Genomic DNA, 17,601 nt, shown 5'->3' with positions numbered 1-17,601 from the left:
ACGAACCGACATATCTCTCACAAAAATGGGCGGCCATCGAAGCTTGTAAACCAGGTGCAATTTCATGACGGGCACTTCATCTCCGATATCACACAAGGTCTCAGCATGCGTCCCAGACAGTAAGTGGTATTCGCGGCTGCGGGTATTCCAGCGCACTGTCATGGCCGTACTTTGGGGACACATTGGCAAAAATATTGACAGCTTGGATCGCTGGTTTGTCTTAAGACTGCGTCCCCTTCACGGTGCCTTGCACCCCAGCCTTTTGAAGGAAGATGACTGTGTTGCGCTTTGCGAACGACTTGAAAAATTTTGTCATCCTCGCCACCGATAGCGGGTTCGAACCCGTCGTGTGCCTGACCGAAGATCGGAACTTGGGCAGGGTCGACTTGAACCGCGATGCCACCAAAACCGGGCCAGTGTTGCCGTCTTGGCCCAGCAAACTCACACCCGCCTTGGGGGTGATGGCCGCACTGCTGCTTGCGGCCTGCGGCGATGTTGCCAAGTTGCCGGTGGCGGCAGGTACCGGCCTTTCGCCGACGCTGCCGCCACCGGTTTCCACGCTGATTCCTACTGTGCACATTGCACCATCCGTTGGTTGGGCCAGCGGTGCCAAGCCAACGGCCGCACCCGGTATGCAGGTTGCAGCTTTTGCCAAGAACCTGAATCACCCACGCTGGTTGCTGGTGCTGCCCAATGGCGATGTGTTGGTGGCCGAAACCAATGCCCCGCCCAAACCAGACGATGCACGCGGCATCAAGGGCTGGCTGATGGGGGTGTTCATGCAGCGCGCCGGTGCGGCAGTGGCCAGTGCCAACCGCATCACGCTGCTGCGCGATACGGATGGCGATGGTGTGGCCGATGTGCGCACGGTCTTGTTGGACGGTTTGCATTCCCCATTTGGTATGGCGCTGGTGGGGGACACGTTGTTTGTGGCCAATACGGATGCGGTGTTGCGCTTTCCCTACTCACCAGGCGACACGCACATCCAGGCGGCCGGAACACCCCTGGTGACATTGCCAGGGGGGGACATCAACCACCACTGGACCAAAAATCTGATCGCCAGTGCCGACGGTCGCAGCTTGTATGTGGCGGTCGGCTCCAACAGCAATGTGGCTGAGCGTGGCATGGCGGTGGAAGCTGAGCGAGCAGCCATCTGGCAGGTGGATGTGGCCAGCGGCAAGCACCGTATTTATGCCTCGGGCTTGCGTAATCCCGTGGGTATGGCTTGGGAGCCGCACGGCGGCATGCTGTGGGCGGTTGTCAATGAGCGTGATGAACTGGGCAGTGATTTGGTGCCGGACTACCTGACTGCGCTGCGCGATGGCGACTTCTATGGATGGCCCTACAGCTATTACGGCGCGCATGTGGATGCACGCGTCAGCCCAGAACGCCCCGAGCTGGTGGCACGAGCCAAGGTGCCGGACTATGCCCTGGGTGCGCATGTTGCACCCTTGGGGCTGGCCTCTTCGGTGGGGACCACTTTACCCGCCGAATTACCCGCCGCATTTGCCAACGGCATGTTTGTCGGCCTGCACGGCTCGTGGAACCGCAAGCCTCACAGCGGCTACAAGGTGGTCTTTGTGCCGTTTGCGAATGGCCGACCTCAAGACCAGGCCCCCATTGAAGTGCTGACAGGCTTTCTCACTGCCGACGGCCATGCGCAGGGGCGTCCAGTCGGCGTGGCCCTGGATCGACAGGGTGCCCTTTTGGTGGCAGATGATGTGGGCAACACCATCTGGCGCGTGACAGCAAAGCTGAACAAGCAGCCGAGTGATTGATCCGGCCCTGTGAAGTTTTCAATGCTCAAAGATGTTGTAGGTCGGCGGTCGAAGACCCCGACATGGGCCTGTGCCGAAACCCATCATGTCGGACTCTGCGAGTACCGACCTGCGAGATGACATTTCTCACACAGTTCAAACTTCAGCGTGCCTAATCCATCAGACATCAATCGCCTGGATGCGTTTGACGCCTCAACCCGTGTTGCGCAGCCCCGCCGCAATCCCGTTGATACTGATGTGAATGCCGCGTTGCACCCGTTCGTCGGCCAAGCCTGCCCGGTAGCGGCGGATCAGCTCGACTTGCAGGTGGTGCAGCGGGTCGATGTAGGGGAAACGGTGGCGGATCGAGCGGGCCAAGGCGGGGTTGCCTTCGAGCCGGTTCTTCTCGCCGGTGATCTGAGCCAGCGCGTCGGCGGTGCGGTGCCATTCGGCTTCGATGGCGGTGAAGATTTTTTTGCGCAGGCGGCTGTCGCTGACCAGTTCGGCGTAGCGCGAGGCCAAGGCCAGGTCGCTCTTGGCCAGCACCATGTCCATGTTCGACAGCAAGGTGCGGAAAAACGGCCATTGGCGGTACATCTTTTGCAGCAGGGCCAGAGCCGCTTTGCGCTCGGCCGCGTCGGGCTTGTCCAAAAAGGCTTGAACCGCCGAGCCAAAGCCCAGCCAGCCGGGCAGGGTCAGGCGGCATTGGCCCCAGCTGAAGCCCCAAGGAATCGCCCGCAGGTCTTCGATTTTTTGCAGGGCCTTGCGCGACGCAGGGCGCGAGCCGATGTTCAGCTGGGCCAGTTCCTTGAGCGGCGTTGCACCAAAGAAGTAGTCGGTGAAACCGGGCGTTTCGTACACCAGCCCTCGGTAGGCGTCCATGCTGGCCTCTGACAGCTCGGCTGCGGCGTCAAGGAATGCCCGTGTGGCGGGCTTGGTGGGTTGCAGCAGCGTGGCCTCCAGGGTGGCGGCGACCAGGGTTTCCAGGTTGCGGCGGCCGATTTCGGGGTTGGCGAATTTGGCGCCAATCACTTCGCCTTGCTCGGTCAGTCGGATCTGCCCGCGCACGGTGCCCGGTGGCTGGGCCAGGATGGCCTGGTAGCTGGGGCCACCGCCCCGGCCCACGGTGCCGCCTCGGCCGTGGAACATGCGCAGCGTGATGCCGTGGCTGCTTTGCAGCTTGTCAAACAGCTCGACCAGGGCGATTTCGGCGCGGTACAGCTCCCAGTTGCTGGTGAAGATGCCGCCGTCTTTGTTGCTGTCCGAATAGCCCAGCATGATGTCTTGCTCGCCGCCCGAGCGCTGGATCAACCCGGCTACGCCGGGCAGGGCATAAAAGTCACGCATGATGGGCGCGGCGTTGCGCAGGTCTTCGATGGTCTCGAACAGCGGCACCACGATCAGGTCGTTGTGCGCCTCAAAGTCCAGGGTGCCACGCAGCAGCCCGACTTCTTTTTGCAGCAGCAACACCTCCAGCAAGTCGCTCACGGTTTCGGTGTGGCTGATGATGTAGTGGCGAATCGCCTGCTTGCCAAAGCTGACCAGCATGCGGCGGGCCATTTCAAAAATGGCCAGCTCCGACACGGCGTGGGCGCTGTAATCGGCGCCGGGCACGCGCAGCGGGCGGGCGTCGTTGAGCAGGCCCAGCAGCAGGGCTTGCTTGGCGTGTTCGTCGAGCTGGCTGTAGTGCTTTTCCACACGGGCAGTGGTCAGCAGTTCGGTAACGACTTCTTCGTGCTTGTCCGAGCTTTGGCGCAGGTCTACCGTGGCCAGATGGAAGCCAAACACCTCTACGGCGCGGATCAGCGGGTGCAGGCGTTGGGCGGCCAGCGCTTCGGCGTGATGGCTGCACAGCGAAGCTTCGATCACGCGCAGGTCGGCCAAAAATTCTTCGGCGCTCGCGTAAGGGTTTTGTGGCGCCACGGCGTGGCGGGCGGCTTCGCCGCCGGTCAGATGCTTGAGTGTGGCGGCCAGGCGGGCATACATGCCGGTCAGCGCCCGGCGATACGGCTCGTCTTGACGGTGCGCGTTGGTGTCGGGTGACTGCGCGGCCAAGGCCTGCATTTCGGGGCCAAAGGGCACCAGCATGGCCGACAGCGACAGCTCGCTGCCCAGGTAATGCACCTCGGTCAGGTAGTGGCGCAGGGCGACATCGCTTTGGCGGGTCAGGGCGTGCTCCAGTGTTTGCGCGGTCACGTTGGGGTTGCCGTCGCGGTCGCCACCGATCCACTGGCCCATGCGCAAGAAGCTGGCCACGGGCTGGCCCGGCAGGGCTTGTTCCAATTCAGCATAGAGCTTGGGGATCTCGCGCAAGAAGGTGGCTTCGTAATAACTCAGTGCGTTTTCGATCTCGTCGGCCACGGTGAGCTTGGTAAAGCGCAGCAAGCGTGTTTGCCACAGCTGCATCACGCGGGCGCGCATTTGCAATTCGTTGGCCGCCAGCTCTTTGGGCGTCAGAGCGTCTTTGGCGGCGTTGACAGCAGCGGCGCGGGCTTTGATGGCGTCGCGCTCGGTCAGCAGGTGGGCAATGTCGCGCTCGGCGTCCAGAATGCTTTTGCGCTGCACTTCGGTCGGGTGGGCGGTGAGCACTGGGGCCACGTAGCTGGTGGCCAGCATGTCCGAGATGCTTTTGGGCGTGATGCCCGCCCAGCGCAGGCGCTGGAGTGCCACGTCGATGCTGCCTTCTTGCGTGTGGCCTGCACGTTCGTGGATGGCGCGGCGGCGGATGTGGTGGCGGTCTTCAGCCAAGTTGGCCAGGTGCGAAAAGTAAGTGAAGGCGCGGATCACGCTCACGGCTTGATCGCCGCTCAGGCTTTTCAGGAGTTTTTTCAGCGCCTTGTCGGCTTCGTGGTCGGCATCGCGCCGGAAGGCCACCGACAACTTGCGGATTTGCTCGACCAGCTCAAAGGCTTCGGGGCCTTCTTGCGTGCGGATCACGTCGCCCAAAATGCGGCCCAACAGGCGGATGTCTTCCACCAGGGGTCGTTCGCTGTCGCGTTTGTCGCTTTGTTGGCTGGCGCGGCTGGGGGCTGTTTTGGCAAGCGCGGAGGTGGTGTCTTTGGTGGCCTGTTTCATCGGGGGGTGTGCGGTGAAGGTGGTGTTTCGGCAAGAGCGCGGGTGGGGCTTGTGGCCCCTACAGCCAGCCCGGATGCGCCCAGGACAGCGTGTACCTCATGCTAGCATCGGCCAGCCCCCATAAATTACCAACGGGTTTCATCTTGCGATGAAATCCTTTCACAGAGAAATTCAACGTGTCTTCGCCTTCTGCTCCCCACATTGTTATCGCCACCCGAGAAAGCCGTCTGGCGCTGTGGCAGGCCGAGCATGTCAAAGCCTTGCTTGAAGGCATGGGTTGTACGGTGCAATTGCTGGGCATGACCACACAAGGCGATCAGATTCTGGACCGTAGCCTGTCCAAGGTGGGCGGCAAGGGGCTGTTCGTCAAGGAGCTGGAAGTCGCGCTGCACGAAGGTCGCGCCGACATCGCCGTGCATTCGCTCAAGGACGTGCCCATGGACATGCCCGAAGGCTTTGAGCTGGCCTGCGTGATGGATCGGGAAGACCCGCGTGACGCCTGGGTGTCGTCGCAATACGCCCGGCTGGAAGATTTGCCGCAAGGCGCGGTCGTGGGCACCTCCAGTCTGCGCCGCACGGTGTTGCTGCGGGCGCTGCGCCCCGATTTGAAGATCGAGCCCCTGCGTGGCAACCTCGACACCCGCCTGCGCAAGCTCGATGAAGGTCAATATGCGGGTATCGTGCTGGCTGCGGCGGGCCTCAAGCGTTTGGGCTTGACCGACCGCATTCGCCACATTTTCGAAATCACCGAGATGCTGCCGGCCGCAGGCCAAGGCGCCTTGGGCATCGAGATTTGCAGCCACCGCGCCGATTTGCGTGCCTTGCTGGCGCCGCTGGCCGACCGCGTGACCTGGCAACGTGTGGCCGCTGAGCGGGCCGTGAGCCGCGCCATGGGGGGCAGTTGCTCCATGCCATTGGCGGCGCATGCGGTCATGTTGGGCGATGTGCTCAAGTTGCAAGCGGCTTGGGGCGAGCCGGAAGGTTCAGCTGCATTGGTCACCGCTGCCGAAGATGTCGTCTCCAATGACTTGGCCAGCGCCGAGGCCCTGGGCCTGCGCGTGGCGCAGACGCTGCAACGCGGCGGTGCGCATTGATGGGTGAGGCTTGACATGGCGTTTTCCATGTCTGAGCAAGGCCCCCGCGTCATCGTCACCCGGCCCGAGCGCGAAGCGCTGCCTTGGGTCCAGGCCTTACGGGCCGAGGGCGTACAGGCCGAGATTTTTCCGCTGATCGACATCGCCCCCCCGCCTGATCCTTCGGTCTTGCAAGACGCCTGGGCGCTGGTGCCCGCCTGTCTGGCGGTGATGTTTGTCAGCGCCAATGCGGTGCGGTTTTTCATGGCGGCTCGCCCTCTTGGGCCTGAGGGGACACTGTGCCATGCTTGGTCCACCGGGCCAGGCACTCAGGCCGCTTTGCTGGCGGCGGGTTGGCCAGCCGATCAGATCGACTCGCCTGATGCGCAGGCCGATCAATTCGATTCGGAAGCCTTGTGGACTGTGGTGGCTGAACGGGCGCATCGTGCGGTGTCTGCAATGGGCCCACACACTGCGCCCAAGGTGCTGATCGTGCGGGGGGCTGATGCGCAAGGCCAGTTGGCCGGGCGTGACTGGTTGGCGCAGCAGCTGTCCAGTGCGGGTGTCGAGGTTTTGCAGACCGTGGCTTATGTGCGCCAGGCCCCAGTGCTCACACCTGCCAGGCAGCAGCGTGCCCGGCAGGCGATGACCGATGGCAGTTGGTGGTTGTTCAGCAGTTCAGAAGCGGCACAACATTTGCTTCAGGGCTGTCCTGGGCTGGACGTCAGGCATGCCCGCGCCATGGCCACGCACCCGCGCATTGCCCAGCGCTTGCAGCAGGCGGGCTGGGGCCGGGTGGATCTGGTGCCTGCGGGTCTTGGCGCACAGGCCATGTCGATAAAATCGCTTGCATGACCTCTTCGCCCGAATCCGCCCAAGCCACCCTCACGCCCACGCCGGTGGGGCGCAACGCGAGCCGTCCATGGGGCCTGTGGCTGGCTGTGGCATTGGGGGCGCTGGCTTTGCTCGTGTCGGTGTCCTTGTGGCAAAAACTCTCGCGCATTCAAGAACAATTGGCCCGCCAAAGTGCCGATGCAGGCCAGCAGTCTCTGGAGGCCAAAGCCTGGGCCAAGCAGGCGCAGGAAACCGTTCAGGACAGCGCAGCACGCCTGGCCCTGGTGGAAGCCCGGCTGGGCGAGGTGGCGCTGCAGCGCAGCCAACTTGAAGAGTTGATGCAGAGCCTGTCACGCTCACGCGATGAAAACCTGGTGGTGGACATTGATGCGGCTTTGCGCATGGCGCAGCAGCAGGCCCAGTTGACCGGCAGCATCGAGCCTTTGCTGGCCGCGCTCAAATCGGCCCAGCAGCGGGTGCAGCGCGCAGCGCAACCCCGTTTGGCCCCCTTGCAGCGGGCACTTGAAAAAGACCTGGAGCGCCTGAGCGCCGCACAGGTGTTTGATCTGCCAGGCTTATTGATCAAGCTGGACGAGGGCGTGGCCCTGGTCGATGGCTTGCCTTTGGCCAATCAGCCGTTGGCATCGACTGTTGCACCGCGTCCCCAAGGGGATTTGTCCGGTAGCCCAAGCCCTGGCAGTTGGTGGAAGACCGAGCTTTCTCTGTGGGGTGAACAACTCAAGGGCCTGGTGCGGGTCAGCCGCCTTGACTCGCCCGAGGCCGCCTTGCTCTCGCCTGATCAGGCATTTTTCTTGCGGGAAAACCTGAAACTCAAGCTGTTGAATGCTCGCCTGGGCTTGCTGGCCCGTCAAAAAGACGCTGCCCGTGCCGACCTGGCATCCGCTTCTGTCATGGTGCGACGCTACGCCGACGCCAGTTCGCGCAAAACGACCCAGTTGTTGCAGATGCTGGAGCAATCCGGGCAGCAGATGAAGGCCGGTGACATGCCGCGGCTGGAGGCCTCGTTGACCGCCTTGGCCACCGCTGCCGCAGGAAGGTAAGGGGCTTTATGCGTGCAGCTCTTTGGCTCCTGAGTCTTTTCGCCTTGGCCGTTGCGGGCGCCTGGCTGGCTGGCCACAACAACGGCACCGTCGCTTTTTTCCTGTCACCCTACCGTGTTGATGTGTCACTCAATCTGGTCTTGCTGGTGTTTGGTGCGGTGGTGCTGGTGGTCGTACTGGCGCAGCAGGCTTTGTCGGCTTTGCTGTCCTTGCCCAGGCAGGCCCAACGCTGGCGTTTGCAGCAAAAAGAACGTGCTGCCCATGCGGCTTTGCTCGATTCAATCAGCCATTTCATGGCCGGACGTTTTTTGCGGGCGCGCAAGGCGGCGCAGACGACCCTGATCAAAGAAGCCCTCTTGAGTGAGGCGGGCATGAGCCTGGACCATGCCGTGTCTTTGCGCACCTTGGCGCACATCATGGCGGCCGAGTCCGCCCATGCGTTGCAAGACAAGGGGCTTCGCCAACACCATTGGGCACAGGCAGTGTTCCATGCCAACCAAGCAAACGTCACCGAGCGACAAACGCTGATGGAGGGGGCTCAGTTGCGTGCCGCACGCTGGCTGTTGGACGACCGGGATGCCCAGGCCAGTCTGGACCGTTTGCACGAGCTGTCTCCTGCCGTGGGGCGTCGCATGGTGGCCATGCGCTTGCAACTCAAGGCCGCACGCTTGGCCGGACAGCCTGCTCAGGCGCTGGAAACGGCCGCGTTGCTGGCCAAGCACCGCGCCTTTACCCCCGCTGCAGCTGACAGCCTGATACGCGGCTTGATCATGGAATGGTTAACCCATGTGCACGATGCCGATGCGACCCACCGTTTATGGAATGCCCTGAGCTCTGCGCAGCGCAGCATGCCCGATGTGGTGGCCGAAGTGGCCTTGCGTTTCATGGCGCAAGGCGGCTCTGCCGTATTGGCGCGCCAGTGGTTGCTGCCTTTGTGGCCCCAGCTCCTGACCGCACAGTGGACGCCTGCGCAGTGCGTTCGGTTTGTTCGTGCTGTTGAAAGCAGTCTGCTGGACCCCGATTTGGGCGATGCTCGCCAGTGGCTGGCCCGCGTCGAATCGGCCCAGCAAGCCCAGCCGCGAGACCCCCGCTTGCAGTACCTGTCGGGCATGGTGTGCTTGCGCCATCAACTCTGGGGCAAATCGCAATCCCTGTTGTCGCAGGCCGTCAAGGGTTTGCAAGAGCCCGAGTTGGGCCGCAGCGCCTGGTGCGCTTTGGCCGAGTTGGCCGAACAACGACAGGAACCGATTGCCGCCGCCCAAGCCTGGAAACAAGCCGCCAAAATCTGACCGCGCCCGCCCCTTCTGCGTTGGCTGAAGGCTTTGCGGGCATGGCCCAGGTCCCCTGTCAGGCTCTCCGACCACAGCCCCAACCCATGAAACGCAGTCGGCCCGCAGGGCGGTGGCCGGATACTCTGACGTGAGGTGAGGGCGCGTTGGCTCGCCTTGCTTGCGCGCATAAAAAAAGCCGGACTCGCAGGTCCGGCTTGGCATGAAAAGGCTGACGGGTGTCAGCGCATTCCTCAGAACGGCACGTTCAGGTCTTTCAGGTCTTTGCGTGTTTCCACGAGAACCAGGGGGCCTTCGTTCACCACCACGGCCGGTGGTCGCTCACGCGGCACACGCACGGGCTGGGGTTCAGCAGCAATCGCCGCTTGCACGGCCGCTATCTTGGCTGCATCCGAGTTCACCCAGACCAGACCGGAGCCTTGAGCCACTTGCTGCAGGCTGTCGATGGGCAGCTTGTAGTCGGTGACGGTGGGCAAACCTGCTGGGGGGGCGGCCGGTGCGGCCACAGCCACAGCAACAGATGCCGCGGCGGGAGCTGGGACGGGTGCTGCCGCTGATGCTGTGACAGGTGTTGTCACTTGGGCTGGTGCCACCACGGCAAGTTCAGCTGCTGGAGCAGGCGCAGCCATCGTTTGCACAGGTGTTTCAGCCGCAACCTGGCCCTGAGCCACGGGTGCAGACGCTTGCTGCGCACGCTGCTCAAAGTAAGAGCGTCCTGCTGGTCGATCTTCGCTGTGGGCTTGAGTGGCTGGCGCTGCATCGAACTCGCCTTGGGGGGCTGCTTCAGCACCATTGTCTGGACGCTCTTGACGAGGTTCGCCAGCGCGTTCACGGCGATCGCGGCCGTAGCGGTCACGTGAGCGGCGTTCGCGGCGTTCACCGTTGTTCTCAAACCCTGTACCGGCTTCGGCTTGGGTTGGGGCATCCTGGCCTTCGGCCACAGGGGTGGACTCGTTGTTCAGGTTGAGTTCGCTGGGTGCGCGTTCGTCGTTGCGGCGTTCACCACGCTCGCCACGTTCACGGCGGCCTTCGCCACGCTCACCGCGTTCACGGCGACCTTGACCTTCACCGCGTTCAGCGCGTGGGGCGCGTTCTGTGCGGTTGTCGCTGCCTTCAGCGCTCAGCTCGGCGGGTGCTTCGCTGCGGGCGTCCTGGCGGTTGTCGCCACGCTCATTGCGGCGGCCTTCACGGGGTGCGCGGTCTGCGGCAGGGCGCTCGGCGCGTTCGCCACGCTCAGCACGCTCACCGCGTGCGGGACGTGCTTCACCATCACGCAGTTCGTTGCGGCCTTCGCTTCGGCTGTCGCCTCGGCGGCCAATTTCACGGGGTGCGCGGTTTTCGCCGGGTGCCCCTTCGTTGCGGCCTTCGCCACGGCGGCCACCACGGCGGCCATCTCGACCCCCTTCGCGGCCGCCATCACGGCGCTCACCGTCACGACGGCCTTCGCGGGCTTTCTCTTCTTTCTTGTCCTGCACGGCAGGCGTGGCGGCGCTGGCGCCACCGAACAGGCCCTTGATCCATCCAAAGAAGCCACCCGAGCTAGTGGCGCTGGCGGCTGGTGCAGCCACCACAGGCGCGGCTTTGGCGGCTGGCTTGGCCACAGGGGAAGGTGCTTCGACTTTGACCGGTGCCACAGGCGCGGGTGCGTCGGGCAGCACGCCCTTGATGACCGGGGTCTGCTTGTTGGTGGGCTCTTGCGAACGGCGCGTCACGGTGGTGGCGTCTTCGATCTCTTCGGCCATCTTGTAGCTGGCTTCGATGCGGTCCAGACGTGGGTCGTCGTGCTTCAAGCGTTCCAGCTTGTAGTGCGGGGTTTCCAGCGACTTGTTGGGCACCAGCAGCACGTTGATGCGTTGCTGCAGTTCGATCTTGGCGATCTCGGAGCGCTTTTCGTTGAGCAGGAAAGACGCCACTTCCACCGGCACTTGGGCGTGCACAGCGGCGCTGTTGTCCTTCATGGACTCTTCCTGGATGATGCGCAGGATTTGCAGTGCCGAGCTTTCGGTGTCGCGGATGTGGCCAGCGCCGCCGCAACGTGGGCAGGGGATGGACGCACCTTCGGACAGGGCAGGCTTCAAGCGCTGGCGGCTCATTTCCATGAGGCCGAATTTGCTGATGGTGCCAAATTGCACGCGGGCACGGTCCTGGCGCAGCGCGTCGCGCAGGCGGTTTTCCACATCGCGGCGGTTTTTCGACTCGTCCATGTCGATGAAGTCGATCACGATCAGGCCACCCAGATCGCGCAGGCGCATCTGGCGGGCCACTTCGTCAGCGGCTTCCAGGTTGGTGCGGGTCGCGGTTTCTTCGATGTCGCCACCCTTGATGGCGCGGGCCGAGTTCACGTCCACCGACACCAAGGCTTCGGTGTGGTCGATCACGATGGCGCCGCCAGACGGCAGTTGCACGGTGCGGGCGTAGGCCGATTCAATCTGGTGCTCGATCTGGAAGCGGCTGAACAGCGGTGCGTCGTCGCGGTAGCGCTTCACGCGGTTGGCGAACTCGGGCATCACGTGGCTCATGAACTGCTGAGCCTGGTCGTAGATGTCGTCGGTGTCGATCAGGATGTCGCCGATGTCGTTGTTGAAATAGTCACGAATCGCGCGAATGACGAGCGAGGATTCCTGGTAAATCAAGAAAGCGCCTTTGCCCTGGGCGGCGCCGTCAATGGCGGTCCAGAGTTTGAGCAGGTAGTTCAGGTCCCACTGCAGCTCAGGCGCGGAGCGGCCAATGCCTGCGGTGCGGGCGATGATGGACATGCCCTTGGGGTACTCCAGCTGGTCCATCGCCTCTTTGAGTTCGGCGCGGTCGTCGCCCTCGATGCGGCGGCTGACGCCACCGCCACGGGGGTTGTTGGGCATGAGCACCACATAACGGCCCGCAAGGCTGACGAAGGTGGTCAGCGCTGCGCCTTTGTTGCCGCGCTCTTCTTTTTCGACCTGCACCAGGAGGGACTGGCCTTCTTTGATGACGTCCTGGATGCGTGCCTGGCTGACGGACACGCCTTCAGCAAAATATTGGCGCGAGATTTCCTTGAAGGGCAAAAAGCCGTGGCGGTCTTCGCCGTAGTCCACAAAGCAGGCTTCGAGCGAGGGCTCAACGCGGGTGACGATGGCTTTGTAGATGTTGCCCTTGCGCTGTTCGCGCCCTTCGATTTCGATTTCGTAGTCGAGGAGTTTTTGTCCGTCGACGATGGCCAAGCGGCGCTCTTCAGCTTGCGTGGCGTTGATCAGCATCCGTTTCATGATGCGTTCCTTCTTTAATCAGTGTCGGCCGGGCGGCGCAGTTTTTCTGATTGCGCGCGCACGACCGGTTTACGTTCTGACCCTCAAGGGGTCCCCGTTGCCGGAGCTGACGCCTGAAACGAAAGGAATTGCCGAAGATGATCGACCATTCAGCTGCGCGTGAGCACAGGAATGGGGATCGTGGCGCGTGGATGGGGCGAGTTCAAAGGTGTGCAGAGATTCATCCACTTCCGGGGGCTCCCCCCGGTGTCCAAGACAAACTGCCGGGCACAAGGCGTGACGACAGAGCCGGGCTTCGTGAGCCACTCCATCCATATCAGCAAAGTTCCGAACAACACAACCATCTCGCTTTGATCCGCCCAACAGCTCTTCAAAGCTGCTGGACTTGGGGTATTCCGTATCTGGGTTTCTGGGCGTCGGCCTGACCTCCGGGGTGGTTTGCCACTGTTGGCGTTGGCCTTCAGTCTGCAAGTTCGTGCCGGGGGTGGCATCGACCGTCTGGTTTGGCGTGGTGGTGGTGGACTAAACTCCTGTCTTCAGGAATTCATTTCCATTTGAATCAACCACTTACCGCCAATAGCCAGTGAATCACATTATAGGGGGCCAAACTGCGGCCACGGCACCTGCTGTCAAATGGTTGTTGGTGGATGACGAATCTGCCGGCCAACGACTGGACAATTTTCTGATGCGCCACCTCAAAGGGGTGCCCAAAACACACGTCTATCGCATCATCCGCAGCGGCGAAGTGCGCATCAACAAAGGTCGTGCCAGTGCAGAAACCCGGGTCGAAACGGGCGATGAAGTGCGTTTGCCACCTGTGCGAATTTCTGAAAAAGTCGCTGAAAAGGCCGCACGCCCGGCGCCAGGCCGTGAATTCCCGGTCCTTTTTGAAGACGACAGCCTGATGGCCATCGACAAGCCTGCCGGTGTGGCGGTGCACGGTGGCTCGGGTGTGAGCTTTGGGGTCATCGAGCAATTGCGCCAGGCCAGGCCGCAAGCCAAGTTGCTGGAGTTGGTGCACCGCCTGGACCGTGACACCAGCGGTATTTTGCTGGTGGCCAAAAAGCGCAGCGCCTTGAAAAACCTGCAAGACCAGTTCCGCGAGCGTGAAACCGGCAAGACCTATCTGGCCTTGGTCAAAGGCGATTGGCCCGCCAAACTCAAGGTGATTGACCAGCCCTTGCACAAATTTTTGCTGCCCGATGGCGAGCGGCGCGTGCGGGTGACTACAGCCGAAGACCCGGATGGCATGCGTTCCATCACCTTGGTCAAGGTGTCTCAGCGTTTGCCAGGGGCTACGCTGCTGGAGGTGACGATCAAGACCGGGCGCACCCACCAGATTCGGGTGCACCTGTCGTCGCAAGGGCACCCGATTGCCGGGGATGATAAATATGGTGATTTCGACTGGAATCGCCAAATTCAAAAACCAGGCAGCCAACCTGCGCTCAAACGCATGTTTTTGCACGCTTGGCGCTTGCAGTTCAAGCACCCGGTGACCGACGAGCGCGTGGCCCTGCAAGCCGATTTGCCGCCTGAATTGAAAGACTACATTTCACATGCCATCCCCCATGAATGATTTTCGGCCTCGCCAGTTTGACCTGATCGCATTTGATTGGGACGGCACCTTGTTTGACTCCACCGCCATCATCACGACCTGCATCCAGCGGGCGGTGGTCGATGTGGGCGGGGCGCAGCCCAGTCGTGAAGCTGCCTCCTATGTGATTGGCATGGCATTGATGCAAGCACTGGCCCATGCCGCGCCTGATGTGCCCAAAGACAAATACCCGGCCTTGGGTGAGCGCTACCGCCACCATTACCTGGCACATCAAAATGACATCAGCCTGTTTGAAGGGGTGCTGCCTTTGCTGGCCGACTTGAAATCACGCCACCACTGGCTCACGGTGGCCACAGGCAAAAGCCGTCACGGCCTCAATGAAGCCTTGCAGGCGGTGGAGCTGCGCCATGTGTTTGACGGCTCGCGCACGGCCGATGAGACGGCGGGCAAGCCCAGCCCCTTGATGCTGCATGAGTTGATGCGCGAGTTTGGCGTGGAACCAGAGCGCACCTTGATGATTGGCGACACCACGCACGACCTGCAAATGGCTCTGAACGCCGGTTGCGCCAGTGTGGGGGTGAGCTATGGGGCGCATGAACCCGATGCCTTTCATGCCTTGAAGCCTCGCCATGTGGCGCACAGTGTGCGTGATTTGCATGACTGGCTGCTGCAACACGCCTGAACAAGGAAACGTCTATGGAGCCGATGATCCCTTTGTGCAACAGCAAGGATTTGATCCATGGCGGTCGGGCGGTCCCTTTTGACATCGTGTATGCCGGACAGACTTGTCGCGCATTCGCCATTCGGTATCAGGGACAGGTGCATGCTTATCTGAACCGCTGTACGCATGTGGCCATGGAGATGGACTACCAACCCGATCGTTTCTTTGATAACACTGGCCGCTGGTTGATGTGCGCGACGCATGGCGCCACTTACCAGCCTGATACCGGTGCTTGTTCCGGCGGCCCATGCCGTGGAGGCCTGGTGAAAATTGACCTTTCAGAACGGGACGGGGTGGTTCACTGGCATACTGCCTACAACTTGAAACCCCTTGAATTTTGACCATGCAAGACCCTTTGGACAATGTGTCCCCAACTGCTGCGGCTGAACCTGCTGCTTCTTCAGTTGCAGCTACTGAGGCGACATCTGCACCTGGATGGGAGCGCAAATTGCTGGAGCAATTGGCGTTTGCCACACTGCGTGAGCAGCAAATAGCTCGGCGCTGGAAAGTCGGTTTGCGACTGGCTTGGTTGGTGCTGTTGGCGGTGGTCTTTTGGGTGGCCTTCAGTTACAACACGCCCACCAGCAACCCCAGCTTGCCGCATACGGCGATGGTTTCCATCCGTGGCGAAATAGGCTCGGAAGGTGAGGGCAGTGCTGAAAACGTCATGACAGCCATGCGCAATGCGCTGGAAGACTCCGGCTCGCAGGCTTTGGTGCTGTTGATCAATTCGCCGGGCGGCAGTCCTGTTCAGGCGGGCTTGATCAACGACGAAATTCACCGCCTCAAGGCGCTGCATAAAAAGCCCATCTATGCGGTGGTTGAAGAGTCTTGTGCTTCGGCGGCTTATTACATCGCGGCAGCGGCGGACAAGATTTATGTGGACAAAGCCAGCATCGTGGGCAGTATTGGTGTGCTGATGGATGGTTTTGGGTTTACCGGACTCATGGACAAGCTGGGCATTGAGCGGCGCTTGATGACCGCTGGCGTGAATAAGGGCTTTCTCGATCCATTCAGCCCCCAAACCGATGCGCAACGCAAACACGCTCAGGCCATGCTGGATCAGATTCATGCCCAGTTCATCAACGTGGTCAGAAAAGGACGCGGCGACCGCCTCAAGGAAACCCCTGAAATGTTCAGCGGTTTGTTCTGGAGTGGTCAGCAAGCCGTGGACATGGGATTGGCCGACAGTCTGGGCAGCCTTGATGGAGTAGCCCGCGATGTGGTCAAGGCGCCAGAAGTGGTGGATTACACCCGCCACGAAAACGTGGCCGAGCGGCTGGCCAAGCGCTTTGGCGCCGCCTTGGGTGAGGGCGCAGTCCATGCTCTGCGCTTGGGGGCCAATTTGCGCTGAGATTTGCAACGTCGGAGGGGGCGACCACCGACGTACAAAAGGCCTGTCCCTGTAGGTCGGCACTCGTCGAGTCTGACATCTTGGATGCACGATCCCGGCCATGAACGCTGCTGGGCGATGTTCATCAGCGCGTGGCCCTGTAGGTCGGCACTCGTCGAGTCTGACATCTTGGATGCACGATCCCGGCCATGAGCGCTGCTGGGCGATGTTCATCAGCGCGTGGCCTGGGTGGCTTAAGGCCCGATGGCGTAAACCGCTGGCGTGTGTCCGTCGGGGCCTTGCAGCCCCTTTTTCCATTGGGCTACCGAGTGGCTCTGAATACGTGCAGACGGCAAGGTCAGTCCGCTGGCGATGGCCAAGCGGGTGTTGCCTTGGAGGCTTTGCAGCAAACCATTGAGCATGGCGGCGTTGCGGTAGGGCGTTTCAATCCACAGCTGGGTCTGGCCTGTTTTAAACGCCAAGGATTCCAGTTGTTTGAGCCTCGCCCCGCGTTCGCTGGCGTCTTGCGGCAGATAACCCACAAAGGCGAAGTTTTGGCCGTTGAGCCCGCTGGCCGCCAAGGCCAGCAGCAAAGACACAGGCCCGACCAGTGGCACGACCGTCATGCCCAAATCGTGCGCGGCGCGCACCACAGAGCTGCCCGGGTCGGCCACCGCAGGCATGCCCGCTTCGCTGATCAAGCCGATGTCGTGCCCTTGCAGGGCGGCAGCCAGCAAAGGTTTGGCGTCAAAACCGGATTGGTGATCGCCCTTTTTGTGCACATGGCGCGGTAATTCGGTGATTTGCTGTTCGGCCAACGGGGCAATCAGCGGGTGTGACTCGCCCACGCGTTTGAGAAACGCCCGAGTCGTCTTGGCGTTTTCGCAAACCCAGTGCCGCAGGCACGCTGCCGCAGCCAATGTGGCGAGGGGCAGAACGTCGGAGATGGGGGCTTGCTCTGCGCAGCCAAAATCCAGCGGCGTGGGCACCAGAAACAAGCGGCCCTTGGTGTTTTGGGGGGCGGTCACAGCAGTTTCACTCCAGCCTGGCGCAGCATGCGTGCCGTGCGTATCAGTGGTAGACCGACCAGGGCGGTCGGGTCGTCGTTGTCAATGGATTCGAGCAGGGTGATGCCCAGACCCTCACTTTTGGCGCTGCCTGCACAGTCGTAGGGCTTTTCGGCCTGCAGGTAAGACTCGATTTCGTCGTCACTCAGGTCGCGAAACACCACCCGGACGGCGGCCAAATCGACCGATTCAAAGCCTGTGGCCAGGCAGACCACGGCCAAGGCGGTCTGGAAAATCACGGTTTGACCGCGCATTTGACGCAATTGCTGCACAGCACGCGCATGTTCACCGGGCTTGCCCAGGGGGTGACCTGCCAGGTCAGCGACTTGATCGGATCCAATCACCACCGATTCGGGATGTTTTTGAGCCACGGCCTTGGCTTTGGCCAAGGCCAGTCTCAGGGCCAGGCTGCGTGGTGACTCTTCTGCGGCGGGGGTTTCATCCACGTCCGGTGCTTCGACGGTGAACGGAATGCGCAGGCGCTCCATGAGTTCACGGCGGTAGCGCGATGTGGAGCCCAGAACCACGGTGCGGCTGATGGGGCTGGCATTGGTGGGGGAGGAAGGGGGGCTGGAGGAAATACTCATGGGGTGA

At 61.9% G+C, this 17,601-nt stretch carries 13 protein-coding genes; 9 read left to right on the top strand and 4 right to left on the bottom strand.

All coding sequences use genetic code 11. From position 1 onward, the window contains the following. Positions 1–461: 461 nt before the first annotated feature. On the top strand, positions 462–1,778 hold the full coding sequence (locus B9Z51_RS03460) for a sorbosone dehydrogenase family protein (protein WP_108372687.1): 1,317 nt from the start codon (positions 462–464) through the stop codon (positions 1,776–1,778). 192 nt (positions 1,779–1,970) lie between these two features. Here the strand turns inward: B9Z51_RS03460 and ppc are convergent, their stop codons facing one another. Then, positions 1,971–4,832 (bottom strand): phosphoenolpyruvate carboxylase, encoded by a 2,862-nt coding sequence (gene ppc / locus B9Z51_RS03455; protein ID WP_233254803.1) that lies wholly within the window; start codon positions 4,830–4,832, stop codon positions 1,971–1,973. A 176-nt stretch (positions 4,833–5,008) separates the two neighbouring features. Between ppc and hemC the strand changes: the two genes are divergently transcribed. The 4 genes from hemC to B9Z51_RS03435 are packed head-to-tail and all read left to right on the top strand — an operon-like array spanning position 5,009 to position 9,089. Next, the gene (gene hemC / locus B9Z51_RS03450; protein WP_108371791.1) at positions 5,009–5,926 is read left to right on the top strand and encodes a hydroxymethylbilane synthase; all 918 of its coding nucleotides are present in this window, start codon (positions 5,009–5,011) and stop codon (positions 5,924–5,926) included. A gap of 27 nt (positions 5,927–5,953) precedes the next feature. Continuing rightward, entirely contained in the window at positions 5,954–6,760 is an 807-nt protein-coding gene (locus tag B9Z51_RS03445) for a uroporphyrinogen-III synthase (protein ID WP_108372684.1), read from the top strand. Next, positions 6,757–7,800, top strand: a complete 1,044-nt coding sequence (locus tag B9Z51_RS03440) for a uroporphyrinogen-III C-methyltransferase (RefSeq protein WP_108371789.1) — start codon at positions 6,757–6,759, stop codon at positions 7,798–7,800. Before B9Z51_RS03445 ends, B9Z51_RS03440 begins: the two co-directional genes overlap by 4 nt. 8 nt (positions 7,801–7,808) lie before the next feature. Continuing rightward, a complete protein-coding gene (locus B9Z51_RS03435; protein ID WP_108371787.1) occupies positions 7,809–9,089 on the top strand; it encodes a heme biosynthesis HemY N-terminal domain-containing protein in 1,281 nt (426 codons plus the stop codon). Positions 9,090–9,322: 233 nt separating this feature from the next. Here B9Z51_RS03435 and B9Z51_RS03430 read toward each other — a convergent pair whose 3' ends face one another. Further along, on the bottom strand, positions 9,323–12,331 hold the full coding sequence (locus B9Z51_RS03430) for an Rne/Rng family ribonuclease (RefSeq protein ID WP_108371786.1): 3,009 nt from the start codon (positions 12,329–12,331) through the stop codon (positions 9,323–9,325). 583 nt (positions 12,332–12,914) lie between these two features. Between B9Z51_RS03430 and B9Z51_RS03420 the strand changes: the two genes are divergently transcribed. From B9Z51_RS03420 to B9Z51_RS03405, 4 genes are read left to right on the top strand one after another with little or no spacing between them, the layout of a single operon-like run. Next, positions 12,915–13,907 carry an RluA family pseudouridine synthase gene (locus B9Z51_RS03420; RefSeq protein WP_108371782.1) on the top strand — a complete coding sequence of 331 codons (993 nt, stop codon included), beginning with the start codon at positions 12,915–12,917 and terminating at the stop codon, positions 13,905–13,907. Next, positions 13,900–14,568, top strand: coding sequence for an HAD family hydrolase (locus tag B9Z51_RS03415; protein WP_108371781.1), 669 nt, complete (start codon positions 13,900–13,902; stop codon positions 14,566–14,568). The genes B9Z51_RS03420 and B9Z51_RS03415 overlap by 8 nt, the downstream gene beginning before the upstream one ends. Positions 14,569–14,582: 14 nt before the next feature. Continuing rightward, positions 14,583–14,948, top strand: coding sequence for a Rieske 2Fe-2S domain-containing protein (locus B9Z51_RS03410; protein WP_108371779.1), 366 nt, complete (start codon positions 14,583–14,585; stop codon positions 14,946–14,948). Positions 14,949–14,950: 2 nt separating this feature from the next. Then, a complete protein-coding gene (locus B9Z51_RS03405) occupies positions 14,951–15,961 on the top strand; it encodes a S49 family peptidase (protein ID WP_108371777.1) in 1,011 nt (336 codons plus the stop codon). A gap of 233 nt (positions 15,962–16,194) precedes the next feature. On the opposite strand, the gene B9Z51_RS03400 is transcribed toward B9Z51_RS03405, so the two are convergent. Together B9Z51_RS03400 and B9Z51_RS03395 are read right to left on the bottom strand one after the other, a co-directional pair. Then, positions 16,195–16,968, bottom strand: a complete 774-nt coding sequence (locus tag B9Z51_RS03400) for an SAM-dependent methyltransferase (RefSeq protein WP_108371775.1) — start codon at positions 16,966–16,968, stop codon at positions 16,195–16,197. Then, on the bottom strand, positions 16,965–17,594 hold the full coding sequence (locus B9Z51_RS03395; protein WP_108371773.1) for a Maf family nucleotide pyrophosphatase: 630 nt from the start codon (positions 17,592–17,594) through the stop codon (positions 16,965–16,967). The genes B9Z51_RS03400 and B9Z51_RS03395 overlap by 4 nt, the downstream gene beginning before the upstream one ends. Positions 17,595–17,601 lie beyond the last annotated feature (7 nt).

It is taken from the genome of Limnohabitans sp. T6-5, from assembly GCF_003063315.1.
Lineage (GTDB): Bacteria > Pseudomonadota > Gammaproteobacteria > Burkholderiales > Burkholderiaceae_C > Limnohabitans_A.
The sequence above is the reverse complement of the archived record's forward strand: the minus strand, read 5'-3'. Positions and strand labels throughout refer to the sequence as shown.

Bases quoted from the DNA above. Each gene is read 5' to 3' on its own strand.
- B9Z51_RS03460 (WP_108372687.1), top strand. From the start codon at position 462: ATGGCCGCACTGCTGCTTGCGGCCTGCGGCGATGTTGCCAAGTTGCCG.
- ppc (WP_233254803.1), bottom strand. From the start codon at position 4,832: ATGAAACAGGCCACCAAAGACACCACCTCCGCGCTTGCCAAAACAGCC.
- B9Z51_RS03445 (WP_108372684.1), top strand. From the start codon at position 5,954: ATGTCTGAGCAAGGCCCCCGCGTCATCGTCACCCGGCCCGAGCGCGAA.
- B9Z51_RS03440 (WP_108371789.1), top strand. From the start codon at position 6,757: ATGACCTCTTCGCCCGAATCCGCCCAAGCCACCCTCACGCCCACGCCG.
- B9Z51_RS03435 (WP_108371787.1), top strand. From the start codon at position 7,809: ATGCGTGCAGCTCTTTGGCTCCTGAGTCTTTTCGCCTTGGCCGTTGCG.
- B9Z51_RS03430 (WP_108371786.1), bottom strand. From the start codon at position 12,331: ATGAAACGGATGCTGATCAACGCCACGCAAGCTGAAGAGCGCCGCTTG.
- B9Z51_RS03415 (WP_108371781.1), top strand. From the start codon at position 13,900: ATGAATGATTTTCGGCCTCGCCAGTTTGACCTGATCGCATTTGATTGG.
- B9Z51_RS03410 (WP_108371779.1), top strand. From the start codon at position 14,583: ATGGAGCCGATGATCCCTTTGTGCAACAGCAAGGATTTGATCCATGGC.
- B9Z51_RS03405 (WP_108371777.1), top strand. From the start codon at position 14,951: ATGCAAGACCCTTTGGACAATGTGTCCCCAACTGCTGCGGCTGAACCT.
- B9Z51_RS03395 (WP_108371773.1), bottom strand. From the start codon at position 17,594: ATGAGTATTTCCTCCAGCCCCCCTTCCTCCCCCACCAATGCCAGCCCC.